Origin of the sequence: Pseudomonas sp. rhizo66 (genome assembly GCF_031931925.1) — a bacterium.
Taxonomy (GTDB): Bacteria; Pseudomonadota; Gammaproteobacteria; order Pseudomonadales; family Pseudomonadaceae; genus Aquipseudomonas.
The window spans coordinates 294788-308455 of record NZ_JAUJWZ010000005.1; the positions used below are offsets into that span (position 1 = coordinate 294788).

At 59.8% G+C, this 13668-nt stretch carries 9 protein-coding genes; all 9 read right to left on the reverse strand.

Translation table 11 applies throughout. The annotated features are described in order from the left end of the window. Positions 1-38 precede the first annotated feature (38 nt). The 9 genes from acs to QZR14_RS08770 all read right to left on the reverse strand — a co-directional run bounded on the left by acs (position 39) and on the right by QZR14_RS08770 (position 13604). A complete protein-coding gene (gene acs, locus QZR14_RS08730) occupies positions 39-1976 on the reverse strand; it encodes an acetate--CoA ligase (RefSeq protein WP_311996336.1) in 1938 nt (645 codons plus the stop codon). Between the two features lie 337 nt (positions 1977-2313). Continuing rightward, positions 2314-3978, reverse strand: coding sequence for a glucose-6-phosphate isomerase (gene pgi, locus QZR14_RS08735; RefSeq protein WP_250607130.1), 1665 nt, complete (start codon positions 3976-3978; stop codon positions 2314-2316). 379 nt (positions 3979-4357) lie between these two features. Next, complete coding sequence (gene panC, locus QZR14_RS08740) at positions 4358-5218, reverse strand: pantoate--beta-alanine ligase (protein WP_250607129.1); 861 nt, start codon at positions 5216-5218, stop codon at positions 4358-4360. Beyond that, positions 5215-6015 carry a 3-methyl-2-oxobutanoate hydroxymethyltransferase gene (panB, locus tag QZR14_RS08745; RefSeq protein WP_250607128.1) on the reverse strand — a complete coding sequence of 267 codons (801 nt, stop codon included), beginning with the start codon at positions 6013-6015 and terminating at the stop codon, positions 5215-5217. Before panB ends, panC begins: the two co-directional genes overlap by 4 nt. Before the next feature lie 389 nt (positions 6016-6404). After that, positions 6405-6890 carry a 2-amino-4-hydroxy-6-hydroxymethyldihydropteridine diphosphokinase gene (folK, locus tag QZR14_RS08750; RefSeq protein WP_250607127.1) on the reverse strand — a complete coding sequence of 162 codons (486 nt, stop codon included), beginning with the start codon at positions 6888-6890 and terminating at the stop codon, positions 6405-6407. Positions 6891-6894: 4 nt separating this feature from the next. Then, positions 6895-8295, reverse strand: coding sequence for a polynucleotide adenylyltransferase PcnB (locus QZR14_RS08755; RefSeq protein ID WP_250607126.1), 1401 nt, complete (start codon positions 8293-8295; stop codon positions 6895-6897). Between the two features lie 735 nt (positions 8296-9030). After that, a complete protein-coding gene (locus tag QZR14_RS08760) occupies positions 9031-10467 on the reverse strand; it encodes a sigma-54-dependent transcriptional regulator (protein ID WP_250607125.1) in 1437 nt (478 codons plus the stop codon). A gap of 22 nt (positions 10468-10489) precedes the next feature. Then, a complete protein-coding gene (locus QZR14_RS08765; protein ID WP_250607124.1) occupies positions 10490-13444 on the reverse strand; it encodes a sensor histidine kinase in 2955 nt (984 codons plus the stop codon). After that, positions 13428-13604 carry a hypothetical protein gene (locus QZR14_RS08770; protein WP_003176118.1) on the reverse strand — a complete coding sequence of 59 codons (177 nt, stop codon included), beginning with the start codon at positions 13602-13604 and terminating at the stop codon, positions 13428-13430. The genes QZR14_RS08765 and QZR14_RS08770 overlap by 17 nt, the downstream gene beginning before the upstream one ends. Positions 13605-13668: the final 64 nt, after the last annotated feature.

Below are 13668 nucleotides of genomic sequence, written 5' to 3' on the forward strand. Positions count from 1 at the left end.
GAAAGGCCTGGCGCGACCGGTTGACCGCGCCCGGGATGTTACTGATTGAGGCGCTTGTCGATCAGGCCTTGCACCACACTCGGATCGGCCAGGGTCGAGGTATCACCGAGGCTGTCGAGTTCGTTGCAGGCGATCTTGCGCAGGATGCGCCGCATGATCTTGCCTGAACGGGTTTTCGGCAAGGCCGGCGCCCATTGGATCAGATCGGGTTTGGCGAAGCTGCCGATTTCCTTGCTGACGTGGGCCAGCAGTTCTTTCTTCAGTTCGTCATTCGGTTCGGTGCCGTTCATGGGCGTGACGAAGGCGTAGATGCCCTGACCTTTGACGTCGTGGGGGTAACCGACCACGGCGGCTTCGGCGATGCTGTCGTGCAACACCAGTGCGCTTTCCACTTCGGCGGTGCCGATGCGATGACCGGAGACGTTGATCACGTCGTCGATGCGTCCGGTGATCCAGTAGTCGCCATCCTCATCGCGACGCGCGCCGTCGCCGGTGAAGTAGTAGCCGGGGTAGGGTTTGAAATAGGTGTCGACCATTCGCTGCGGGTCGCCATAGACGCTGCGGATCTGCGCGGGCCAACTGGACTTGATCGCCAGCACGCCGCTGCCGGCGCCTTTGATTTCCTTGCCGTGCTCATCGAGCAGCACCGGTTGCACGCCAAACATCGGTTGTGTGGCGCAGCCAGGCTTGATTCGCTGGGCGCTGACCAGTGGACTGAGCATGATGCCGCCGGTTTCGGTCTGCCACCAGGTATCGACGATGGGGCAGCGCTGTTCTCCGACGACGTTGAAATACCATTCCCACGCTTCCGGGTTGATCGGCTCACCGACGCTGCCGAGTAATCTGAGGCTGGCGCGCGAGGTTTCCTTCAATGGCTCGGCGCCTTCGCGCATCAACGCGCGCAGGGCGGTCGGCGCGGTGTAGAAAATGTTGACCTTGTGTTTATCAATCACCTGCCAGAAGCGAGAACTGTTCGGATAGCTCGGCACGCCTTCGAACATCAGCGTGGTCGCACCGTTGGCCAGCGGGCCGTAGACGATGTAGCTGTGGCCGGTGACCCAGCCGACGTCAGCGGTGCACCAGAACACTTCGCCGTCGCGGTAATCGAGCACGTACTTGAAGGTCATCGCCGCTTGCAGCAGGTAGCCGCCGGTGGTGTGCAGCACGCCTTTGGGTTTGCCGGTGCTGCCGGAGGTGTAGAGGATGAACAGCGGGTCTTCGGCGTCCATCGGCTCCGGCGGGCAGTCGTCGCTGACCTCGCGCACGGCCTGGTGATACCAGAGGTCACGACCCTCGACCCAATCGACCTTGCCTTGGCTGCGCTCGACTACCACGACGGTGCTGACGTCGGGGCAACTTTGCAGGGCTTTGTCGACGTTCTGTTTCAGCGGCACGAACTTGCCACCGCGCACGCCCTCGTCGGCGGTGATCACGGTGCGGCAATCGGCATCGAGGATACGGTCTCGCAGGGAGTCCGGGGAGAAACCGCCAAATACCACCGAATGGATCGCGCCGATCCGCGAACAGGCGAGCATGGCGTAAGCGGCTTCGGGGATCATCGGCATGTAGATGCACACCCGATCGCCTTTCTTCACGCCACGGCTTTTCAGCACATTGGCCAGTCGGCAGACGTGGTGATGGAGTTTTTTGTAAGTGATTTGCGCCGATTCGGCGGGGTCGTCGCCTTCCCAGAGCAGGGCGGTCTGATCGCCGCGCTTTGCCAGGTGGCGGTCGATGCAGTTGTAACTGACGTTCAGTTTGCCCCCGATAAACCAGGCGGCTTCTCCGGTTTTCAGGTCGTAGCGCTGAACGGTCTGCCACGGCGTGCTCCAGTCGAGGAAACGCGTGGCCTGTTCGGCCCAAAAGGTACTGGGGTGTTCAATGGATTCGCGGTACATACGCCGATAGTCATCCTGACTCAACTGAGCAGCCCGGCGGACGGCATCGGCTTTGGGGAACGTGCTGATATCGAACATGACGGTTCCTTATTCTTGTGGTGCGACAGGAATAAAGATGCGCCGATGGGGGCAATGGTTCAAGGCCGGCAGACGGTTCTCCACCGCGAAGAGCCCCTCACCCTAACCCTCTCCCAAAGGGAGAGGGTTAGGGTGAGGTGGCTTGATACATCGACTTGAAATTCCGGAGTCGAACTCAAGTATCGAAAACGTGAAAATCGGCTCCCTTTCCCCCTCGCCCCTTGGGGGAGAGGGCAGGGGTGAGGGGGAAACGATTTGGCTGTCACCGCGAAATCCACGCCAAACGCCAGACGAAAAAAAGCCCCTGAACTTCAGGGGCTCTCTATCAAGCGACTGATCAACCGCGGTGACGACCGCGGAAGTAGTTGATCAGGCCCTGAGTGGAAGGGTCATCGGCAAGGGTTTCATCGCTGCCAACCAAGCGGTTGTAAACGCCTTTGCCCAGTTCCTTGCCCAGTTCCACGCCCCACTGGTCAAAGGCGTTGATGCCCCAGACCACGCTTTGCACGAACACTTTGTGCTCATACATCGCCACCAGTGCGCCGAGACGCCGCGGGCTGATGCGTTCAACCACGAGGGTGTTGCTCGGGCGGTTGCCCGGGATCACCTTGTGCGGCGCGAGTTGGTGCACCTGCTCTTCGCTAATGCCCTTGTCGCGCAGTTCCTGCTCGGCTTCCGGCAAGGTCTTGCCGAGCATCAGCGCCTGGCTCTGCGACAGACAGTTGGCGTACAGCCACTGATGGTGGTCGGAAACCGGGTTGAAGCTGACGATCGGCACGATGAAGTCGGCCGGGATCAGTTGGGTACCTTGGTGCAGCAACTGGTGGTAAGCGTGCTGACCGTTGCAGCCGACGCCGCCCCAGATCACTGGGCCGGTATCGGTCGAGACCGCGGTGCCGTCCTGGCGCACGCTCTTGCCGTTGGATTCCATGTCCAGCTGTTGCAAGTGTTTGGTGATGTTACGCAGATAGTGGTCGTACGGCAGGATCGCGTGGCTTTGCGCGCCCCAGAAGTTGCCGTACCAGACGCCGAGCAGGGCCAGCAGCACCGGCATATTCTGTTCGAATGGTGCGGTCTGGAAGTGCTGGTCCATGGTGTAGGCGCCGGACAGCAGTTCCTTGAAGTTGGACATGCCGATGGCCAGGGCAATCGGCAAACCGATGGCCGACCACAGCGAGTAACGCCCACCGACCCAGTCCCACATCGGGAAGATGTTTTCTTCGCGGATACCGAATGCCACAGCTGCCGCGTTGTTGCTCGATACGGCGATGAAGTGACGATACAGCTCGGCTTCCGAACCGCCCTGCGCCAGGTACCAGGCGCGAGCAGCCTGAGCGTTTTTCAGGGTTTCCAGAGTGTTGAAGGACTTCGACGAAACGATGAACAGCGTGGTCTCGGCGCGCAGTTTCTGCGTCAGCTCGTGGAATTCGCTGCCATCGATGTTCGCCAGATAGTGGCAACGCACGCCTTTCTGCGCGTAGGACAGCAGCGCTTCGGAGACCAGCTCAGGGCCGAGGAACGAGCCGCCGATACCGATGTTCACCACGTCGGTGATCGGCTTCTCGGTGTAGCCACGCCACAGGCCATCGTGAATGCGGCCAACCAGATCGGTGATCTGGTTCAAAACCTTGTGGACTTCCGGCATCACGTTGACGCCATTGACCGACAGCTTGTCGCCCACCGGGCGACGCAGGGCGGTGTGCAGCGCCGGGCGGCCTTCGGAAGTGTTGACGATTTCGCCTTCAAACAGCGCTTTGATGGCGCCTTTGAGATCGACTTCATTGGCCAGACCGACCAGCAGGTTGCGGGTCTGGGCGTTGATCAAATTCTTCGAATAATCGAGAAACAGTCCGCAGCTGCTGAGGGTGAACTGGTTGAAGCGCTGCGGATCGGCGTTGAAGGCTTCGCGCATGCTGAAATCCTGCATGGCTTGGCGGTGATCTTTCAACGCTTGCCAGGCGGGCAGAGCGGTAACGTCTTGAGGAGTGAGGTAATACGCCATCGCTGCGGTTTTCCTTTTTACTTGAACGGCCTTTTGAACACTGAACAGACCCGGCACGCCATGTTTGGGCATGGGATCAACTGCGTCGGCACGATTTCCGGACACAGGGCGAATACAGTAAACCTCGCGCTGCGTTCTGTCTTGACTTTGTCTGACCAGATCCCTGTACTTTTTTAACATTCGCAGAGGAATCTGGCCGACAAACGGAGGTGCCTGGAAGACTTTCACCCCTCCGGCATGCTGGCAGCTGGTTTGTGCAGTACCGAAAAGACCTGTGGGAGCGAGCCTGCTCACGAAAGCGTCGTGTCAGTCGACATTGCAGTCGCTGACAGATTGCATTCGCGAGCAGTCTCGCTCCCACAGGGTGATGCCGGGTTTTTCAGCCAGGGCTATCGAGATTGAGGTGCAAGTTGTCGATCAACCGCGTGGTGCCGAGGAACGCGGCTACCAGAATCACCAAATCACGATCTTGCGCTGTCGCCGGACGCAAGGTCAGGGCGTGGCGGATTTCCAGGTAATCCGGGCGCAGGCCTGCGGCTTCCAGCTGTTGCAACTGAGCGCTGATCAGCGCCGGGAAGTCGCGCTCACCTTGCTGGATCGACTCGGCAATCGCGCTCAGGCTGCGATAGACCACCGGTGCCACTGCGCGCTGTTCTTCGCTGAGAAATCCATTGCGCGATGACAGCGCCAGGCCGTCGGCTGCACGCACGGTCGGTTCGCCGATGATCTGGATCGGCATGTTCAGGTCATGCACCAGCGCGCGAATCACCGCCAGTTGCTGGTAGTCCTTCTGGCCGAAAATCGCCAGATCCGGCTGGACCATGTTGAACAGCTTGCTGACGACGGTCGCCACGCCTTCGAAGTGCCCCGGACGGCTGGCGCCGCACAGGCCTTCGGACAATTGCGGCACGCTGACCCGAGTCTGCCCGGCCATGCCGTCGGGGTACATTTCCTCAACGGTCGGGGCGAAGAGCAGCGAGCAGCCGGCTTCGAGCAGCTTTTCCTGATCCGCCGCCAGCGTGCGTGGGTACTTGTCGAGGTCTTCGCCGGCGCCGAACTGCAGCGGATTGACGAAAATGCTCGCGACCACGAAGTCCACGCGTTGGGTGGCTTTGGTGATCAGCGCGACGTGACCGCTGTGCAGGTTGCCCATGGTCGGCACAAAGCCGATGCGCTTGCCTTCGCTGCGGGCGCGGGCCACAGCGGCGCGCAGTTCGCGTACGGTTTTAACGGTGTTCATGCAGAGAATCCGTGTTCGATGCCAGGGAACGTGGTGGCTTTGACTTCGTTGACGTAAGCCTTCAGCGCAGACTGGATGCTGTCCTGACCGAGCATGAAGTTCTTGACGAATTTAGGTACGCGGCCAGTGATCGACAGGCCGAGCATGTCGTGCAGCACCAACACCTGACCGTCGGTGGCGTTACCGGCGCCGATGCCGATGACCGGGATCTTCACCGCCTGGCTGATTTCGGCAGCCAGTTCGCTCGGTACGCATTCCAGTAGCAGCATGGCGGCACCGGCCTGTTCCAGCGAGATTGCGTCAGCGCGCATCTGCCGCGCCTGGTTCTCGTTGCGGCCCTGCACTTTATAGCCGCCAAGAATGTTCACCGCTTGCGGGGTCAGGCCCATGTGCGCGCAAACCGGCACACCACGCTCGGCGAGCAGACGAATCGACTCGGCCAGCCACAGCTGACCTTCGACCTTGACCATGTGCGCACCGGCCTGCATCAGCATGGCGCTGTTAGTCATGGTTTGTTCAAGGGTGGCATTGGCCATGAACGGCAGGTCGGCGAGGATCAGGGCATCGCTGTTGCCGCGTTTGACGCAAGCGGTGTGGTAGGCCATTTCTGCGGTGGTCACCGGCAACGTGCTGTCGTGACCCTGCAGGACCATGCCGAGGGAGTCGCCCACCAGCAGCACTTCAACACCGGCCTCATTGCAGGCGTGGGCGAAGGTCGCGTCATAGCAGGTCAGCATGGTGATCTTTTCACCTTTCTGCTTGAGGCTCTGGAGCGTGGTCAGGGTGATGGCTGGCATGTAAAAAATCCTCGTTCAGGCGCTCTGGAAACTACTGCGAGTAACGCGCGTGATTCTTCATCTACTCAGGCGCACGCTCTTTTGTCGTGCTTATAAGGCCTGGATTGCGCCCGTATGTGCCGGGTTGGCGGCAGCGGGACGCCTATAGTCGTGATGAGCCAACAGGAAGTCAATTGCGTGTGTTACCGCATTGTTACGAGGGGAGTGTTACCGGCGTTACTGATGCGATTCAGCGGCGCGGCGGGGCTGATTCGCGGGGTTTTTGTCCGACAATAAATCTGGATATGGAAAGCTATTCCAGTAGGAGCTGCGGAACGCTGCGATCTTTTGATCTTGATTTTGAAGATCAAAAGATCGCAGCGTTCCGCAGCTCCTACAAGGGATTTGTGTCAGGCGTGGGGGAGGCGTTCCAGGCCGACGAACGGGCACGCGGCCAGCAAGTCGGGCAGGCTGCGGCCATCGGCCAGACGCAGATCCTGCGGAGCCAATTCCGCGAGAGGATACAGAACGAACGCGCGTTCCTGAATCTGGTAATGCGGCACTTTCAGGCGTGGTTCGTCGATCAGTCGGTCACCGAACAGCAGGATGTCCAGATCCAGCGTACGCGGGCCCCAGCGTTCCAGACGTTCGCGGCCCTGATCGTTTTCGATGGCTTGCAAGGCATCGAGCAGTTCAAGCGGTGCGAGCAAGCTGTCGAGCGCCGCGACCGCGTTGGTGTAACGCGGTTGGCCTGGCAGCAAGGAGTCGCTTTGATAGAAGGCGGAAACGCCAGCGAGTGTGGTCTGCGGCAAGTGCCCCAGCGCCTCGACGGCGCTGCGTAATTGCTCGGCCGGGTCAGCGAGGTTGCTGCCCATGCCGATGTAGATGCGTTCCATTGCCTTACTCGCCTGTCGCGCTCGGGGCGCCGGCGCGTTTGCGCTTGGATCCGCTGCTGCGGCGACGTTTGCGCGGAGCACCGCTGGCGTCATCGCCCTTGCCGCTGAGGTCGCGAATCATGTCGCGGCGTTCGCTGTCGTTGGCGTCCTGATAATCCGTCCACCATTCGCCCAGGCCGTCCGTTTCTTCGCCCGCGCTTTCACGCAACAGCAGGAAGTCGTAACCGGCGCGGAAACGTGGGTTGTCCAGCAACAGGTCGGCGCGTTTGCCACTGCGGCGCGGCAGGCGCTCCTGCATGTCCCAGATCTCGCGGATCGGCATGGTGAAGCGTTTTGGAATCGCAATGCGCTGGCACTGTTCGGCGATCAGTTCGTGAGCGGCTTCCTGCATCGCCGGAATTGGCGGCATGCCACGCTCTTGCAGACGCAACACGCGGGCTGGCAGGGCCGGCCACAACAGCGCAGCAAAGAGGAACGCCGGTGTCACCGGTTTGTTCTGCTTGATGCGCAGGTCGGTGTTGGTCAGTGCTTCGCTGATCAGCGTGTGGGTGTATTCCGGATTGTATTCCAGCGCATCGGCACTGGCCGGGAACAGCGGCGAGAACAGTTGCAGATCGACCAGCATTTCGAAGGTGATCGCGCCGTGGCCGGAGAGGAACAGCTTGAGCACTTCCTCGAACAGGCGCGCCGACGGAATCTCGCGCAGCATCGGCGCCAGTTCGCGAATCGGTTGCACGGTGTGCTTCTCGATACCGAAGTTGAGCTTGGCGGCGAAACGCACCGCGCGCAGCATGCGCACCGGGTCTTCCTGGTAGCGCTGCTTCGGATCGCCGATCAGGCGGATCAGGTGATTGCGAATGTCGTGCACGCCGTTGGCGTAATCGAGAATGCGTTCGCTGACCGGATCGTAATACAGGGCGTTGATGGTGAAGTCGCGGCGTTGCGCGTCTTCTTCCAGCGTGCCGTAAACGTTATCGCGCAGAATCCGCCCGCTCTCGTTACGCGAAGACTGGTTGCTGTCTTCGTCGTCTTCGTTGACCGGGTGGTTGGCGCGGAAGGTCGCGACTTCAATGATTTCGCGACCGAAATGGATGTGCACCAGTTTGAAGCGACGGCCAATGATCCGCGCATTGCGGAATTCGGCACGGACTTGCTCGGGGGTGGCGCTGGTGGCGACGTCGAAATCCTTGGGCGTGATGCCCAGCAGCATGTCACGCACGCAACCACCGACCAGATAAGCCTGGTAGCCGGCACCTTGCAGGCGTTCGACGATATTCACCGCATAGCGGCTGAATTGCGTTTTCTGCAGCGAGTGTTGGCCGCTGTTAAGCACTTCAGGGGTGCTGCGGATGTGTTGCGTACGACGCACGGGAGTTCGGAATGACTGGAACAACTTCTTCAGCATGGGATGCACTGTTTGAAGGAATGTTCGGCCATACCAAAGAATGACCGCATGATGGGCGCAGATTCTAGCATTTAGTCGGGGGATGGTGTAGGAGACAGCAGATTCGAGCTGAAAGCCGCAAGCTACAAGGGTGAAGCGGGGGTAGAGCGGAGGATTTTTTACAGAAGGGAGAAACTACAAGGGGAGCCGAAGCTCCCCAAGAAGTAGTTGCGTGCTCTTTTTATTATTGATTCGGGCTTTTTGTTTTTGTTAAGTGCCCTCGCCACGAAGTGTTTCCTTCGTGACCCTCCCAATCGGGAGCCAAGAGCAAACGGATTGCTTTGGTCGCTGAATTGCAGTGATCTCTCGATCCAACCAGTACAGGCTCTGTCTTAGGACAGTTTTTGTTGTTCTCGGCCTGGTCGTGGGGCAAGCCCCAAATACAACGCCTCTCCAAAAGAATCAGTTAGCTGCGCCTCTCGCCGTCTTGTTTTTATTGTGCGTGAGTCGATTCGTCTTATTTTTATTGTCTTGTGCATTGCTTGTTATTGTTCTTGTACCAAACATATAGCAGGGGGCGTGCCAACTTTTGTGAAGTCCAATAAAACAAGGGGTTAGGTCGATATAACCGTTTGCTCGGCGCGAAAAAAAGCCGGGGTTTCGTTACCGATAACCCCGGCTTCTGTTACGTGAAAGGACTGAGGTAACAGTTTTTTCACATCCTCAAGCGTTACCCGCACGCTCCACAGGTAACGTTCAGCTTTCGCTGGCGACCCCGGTCTTGCGCCGTGGGATGCCCAGACGCTGACGGCGTTCCCACAGACATTTACGGCTGACGCCCAGTTTGCGCGCCAGTTCGGTCTCGGTCATGTGGTCCTGATGCTCGAGCACGAAGTGCTGGAAGTAGTCTTCCAGTGACAAGTCTTCGGTCGGCTCATGGCTGCTGTTGCTGGCGTTACCCGCTGTTTGCGGGGGCAGACCGATGAATTCGTCGTCTTCCAGATCGCTCAGCTCGATGTCGATGCCCAGCAGGTCGGCGGAAATCTCCGGGCTTTCGCTCAGAATCACTGCGCGCTCGACCGCGTTCTCCAGTTCACGCACGTTACCCGGCCAGGAATAATGCCGGATCGCCTGTTCGGCATCGGCGGCAAATTTCAGGTCGGTACGGTTGATGCGCGCACTTTGGCGAGCGAGAAACGCATTGGCGATCTCGTTGACGTCAGCGCCGCGCTCGCGCAGGGCCGGCAGTTTTAACGCGATCACGTGCAGACGATAATAAAGGTCTTCACGGAACTGGCCGATTTTCGCCAGGCTCTTCAGGTCCCGGTGAGTCGCCGCGATCAGGCGCACATCGACTTTCTGCGACTGCACCGAACCGACCCGGCGAATCTCGCCTTCCTGCAACACGCGCAGCAGGCGGGCCTGAGCTTCCAGTGGCAACTCACCGATTTCGTCGAGGAACAACGTGCCGCCATCCGCTGCTTCGACCAGACCGGCACGCCCGGCGCTGGCGCCGGTGAACGCACCTTTCTCGTGGCCGAACAGTTCCGACTCGATCAGGCTTTCCGGAATGGCTGCGCAGTTCACCGAAATCATCGGCGCCTTGGCGCGTTTCGACAGGTTGTGCAGGGCGCGGGCCACCAGTTCTTTACCGGTGCCGGACTCGCCCTGGATCAACACATTGGAATCGGTCGGCGCAACTTTGCGGATCTTGCTGTACAGGTCCTGCATCGGTGGGCAGGAGCCGATGATGCCGATCTCGCCGTTGCTGTTGTCGACGGCAGATTTGCCGTTGCCATTGGCCGGTTTGCTGGCAACCGCTTCGCCGGCAGCCGGTGCTGATTGGCGATCACGCAGGATTCGCGCCACAGCCTGAAGCATTTCATCGTGGTCGAAAGGCTTGGCGATGTAGTCCACCGCGCCCATCTTCATCGAGTCGACCGCCGAGCGCAGGCTGGCGTAACTGGTCATGATCAGCACCGGCGTGCCCTGGCCCAGCTTGATCAGCTCGGTGCCCGGCGCGCCCGGCAAACGCAGATCGCTGACGATCAGATCGAACGCAGGAATGGTGAAGCGTTCTTGTGCTTCCTGCACTGAACCGGCTTCGCTGACCTGGTACTGGTTGCGTTCCAGCAGGCGGCGCAAGGCGGAGCGGATAATTGTTTCGTCTTCGACGATCAAAATGTGCGGCATTGATTCGATACTCTCGACGGTCTCAGTTCACAGCGGACGTCGCTTCGACATGACGCGGTAAGGTCACCCGGATACGGGTGCCGCGTTGGCTTTGTACATCAGCCGGGCTGTCGATGGTGATTTGTCCATAATGCTCTTCAACGATGGAATAGACCAGTGCAAGGCCCAGACCGGTGCCTTCGCCAGGATCCTTGGTGGTGAAGAAGGGTTCGAACAATCGGTCCATGATGTTCTTCGGAATACCGCTGCCTTCGTCTTCGACGATCAGATCGACCGTGTGTTCGCCGGCTTCGCTCTTGACCCGTACCGCACTGTGCGGCGGCGAGGCGTCGCGGGCGTTGGAGAGCAAATTGATCAATACCTGGGCGAGTCGCTGCGGGTCGCCTTCGACCCAGTGATCGGGATCGCAGAGGTTGTAGAACTGCACTTCGAAATTGCGTCGGTTCAGCGCCAGCAGGCCAATCGCATCTTGAGCGACCTCTGCCAGACAAACGGGCTCGTCGCTGTGTTGATGGCTGCCGGCGTGGGCGAAGCTCATCAGCGACTGGACGATGCGTGATACACGTTTGGTCTGTTCGAGAATCTGTCCGCTGATTTCCGTCAGTTCGCCGTCATCTTCACGTTCTTCGCGCAGGTTTTGCGCCAGACAGGCGATGCCGGTGATCGGGTTGCCGATTTCATGGGCTACGCCGGCGGCGAGACGACCGATGCTGGCCAGACGCTCGGAGTGCACCAGTTTGTCTTCGAGCATCTGCGTTTCGGTCAAATCTTCGACCAGCAGCACCAGGCCGCTGTTACCCGGTGCCAGCGGCTCGTCAATCGCCGCCTTGTGCAGGTTGAGCCAGCGCGTCTGGCCGTCGAGGGCCAGGTGCTGTTTGTGCAAATGTTCGTCGGGAAGGTTGATGAAGCCCTGCAGCAATTCCTTCCACGGCTCGCCGATGGTACTCAGGCGCGAACCAACCACGCGTTGCGCGGCGATCCCGGTGAGTTCTTCCATGGCCTTGTTCCACATCAGGATCTCTTGATCCTTGGCCAGCGAGCAGACGCCCATCGGCAGTTCCTGCAAGGTCTGGCGGTGATAACGGCGCAGAGCATCGAGCTCGGCAGCCAGACCTGTGAGACGCGAGTGGTAATCCTCGAGACGGCTTTCAATGAAGTGAATGTCTTCGGTCACATAGTTTTCGCCGCCAGCCTTGTACGGCAGAAAGGTTTCCACCATGTCCTGCGCCACGCTCGGGCCCATCAGGCCGGAGAGGTTGGCTTCGATGCGGTCACGCAAACGGCGCAGTGCATACGGGCGGCGCTCGTCGAACGGCAGATAAAGGTCACGCAGGGCTTGCTCGACTTCTTTCTGTGCAGCCTTGGCACCCAGCGGTTTCGCCAGTTGTGTGGCGAATTCCTGTGGCGAAGCGGCGTGCAGCTCACGGCGCTGCGGACGACGGACGTTATCCACCGCGCAAGCTTCGGCAGCGCTGGCTTCTTCGGGACTGGCGTTGGTGAACAGCGAGATCAGGGTGAACATCAACACGTTGGCGGCGAGCGAAGCAATGGCCGCCATGTGCCAACTGGTGTCATCGAGCACGTAAATCATGTTCAGCAGCGGGATGTAGAAACCCTGCAGATTGCCGACCAACGGCAGCAGCATGGTGACTACCCAGACCAGAATCCCTGCCAGCAGCCCGGCAATAAAACCGCGACGGTTGGCGGTCGGCCAGTACAGCACCGACAACACGCCGGGCAGGAATTGCAGGGTCGCAACAAACGCGACGATGCCGAGGTTGGCCAGATCCTGTTCGGCGCCGAGCATCAGGTAGAAGCCGAAACCGGCCATGATGATCGCAACGATCAGCGCCCGACGGGTCCACTTCAGCCAGCGGTAGATGTTGCCTTCGGCTGGCGGCTGGTAGAGCGGCAAGACCAGGTGGTTCAGCGCCATGCCCGACAGCGCCAGGGTGGTGACGATGATCAGACCGCTGGCCGCCGATAAACCGCCGACATACGCGAGTAACGCCAGCGGTTTGCTGTTGGCGGCGATGCCGATGCCGAGGGTGAAGTATTCCGGATTGGTTGTGGCGCCGAGTTTGAGGCCGGCCCAGAGAATCAGCGGCACTGCCAGGCTCATCAGCAGCAGGAACAGCGGCAAGCCCCAGCTCGCACTGACCAGCGAGCGCGGGTTGAGGTTTTCGGTAAAGGTCATGTGATACATGTGTGGCATCACGATCGCCGAGGCGAAAAACACCAGCAGAAGCGTGCGCCAGGGGCCTTCCTGCAACGGCGTGTGCAAAGCGGCGAGGGCGGTCTGGTTTTGCAGCAGCCATAGTTCAAGTTGCTGCGGGCCGTCGAACACACCGTACAGCGCGTAAAGGCCGACGCCACCGAGGGCGATCAGTTTGATCACCGATTCGAAGGCAATCGCGAACACCAATCCCTCGTGCTTCTCACGCGTGGCGATATGCCGGGAGCCGAAGAAAATCGTGAACAGAATGATCAGCGCACAGAACGCCAACGCCACGCGGCTCTGGACCGGCTCGCCGGTCAGAATGCCAATGGAGTCGGCCACCGCCTGAATCTGCAGCGCCAACAGCGGTAAAACCCCGATCAGCATGAAAATCGTGGTCAGCGCGCCGGCCCAAGTGCTGCGAAAGCGGAACGCGAACAGATCGGCCAGCGACGACAGTTGATAGGTGCGGGTGATTTTCAGGATCGGATAGAGCAGCACCGGCGCCAGCAGAAACGCGCCGGACACGCCGAGGTAACTGGAAAGAAAGCCGTAGCCGTACTGATAGGCGAGGCCGACCGTGCCGTAAAACGCCCACGCACTGGCGTAAACCCCCAGCGACAACGTGTAGGTCAGCGGGTGGCGAATGATCGCCCGCGGGATCATGCCCCGTTCGCTGATCCAGGCAACGCCGAACAGCACCGCCAGGTACGCGGCGCTGATCAGGATCATCTGGGTCAGGCTAAAGCTCATCGGCATCTTTTTGGCTCTGCAGGATGAAGGTCACGACTATGAGGATCAGCCAAAGCAGATAGGGGCGATACCAGGCGCCCGTAGCGTCGATCCACCAATCCATGATGGCGGGGGAAAACAGATAGATCCCCACGACTAAAAGCAGGACCAAGCGATAGATGTACATCCCGGCCTCTCTTTTTTATGCGCGTGCCCGAAAACGTGCGGCGATGGTAACGGATGGGCGCACG

Bases quoted from the DNA above. Each gene is read 5' to 3' on its own strand.
- acs (WP_311996336.1), bottom strand. From the start codon at position 1,976: ATGTTCGATATCAGCACGTTCCCCAAAGCCGATGCCGTCCGCCGGGCT.
- pgi (WP_250607130.1), bottom strand. From the start codon at position 3,978: ATGGCGTATTACCTCACTCCTCAAGACGTTACCGCTCTGCCCGCCTGG.
- panC (WP_250607129.1), bottom strand. From the start codon at position 5,218: ATGAACACCGTTAAAACCGTACGCGAACTGCGCGCCGCTGTGGCCCGC.
- panB (WP_250607128.1), bottom strand. From the start codon at position 6,015: ATGCCAGCCATCACCCTGACCACGCTCCAGAGCCTCAAGCAGAAAGGT.
- folK (WP_250607127.1), bottom strand. From the start codon at position 6,890: ATGGAACGCATCTACATCGGCATGGGCAGCAACCTCGCTGACCCGGCC.
- QZR14_RS08755 (WP_250607126.1), bottom strand. From the start codon at position 8,295: ATGCTGAAGAAGTTGTTCCAGTCATTCCGAACTCCCGTGCGTCGTACG.
- QZR14_RS08760 (WP_250607125.1), bottom strand. From the start codon at position 10,467: ATGCCGCACATTTTGATCGTCGAAGACGAAACAATTATCCGCTCCGCC.
- QZR14_RS08765 (WP_250607124.1), bottom strand. From the start codon at position 13,444: ATGCCGATGAGCTTTAGCCTGACCCAGATGATCCTGATCAGCGCCGCG.
- QZR14_RS08770 (WP_003176118.1), bottom strand. From the start codon at position 13,604: ATGTACATCTATCGCTTGGTCCTGCTTTTAGTCGTGGGGATCTATCTG.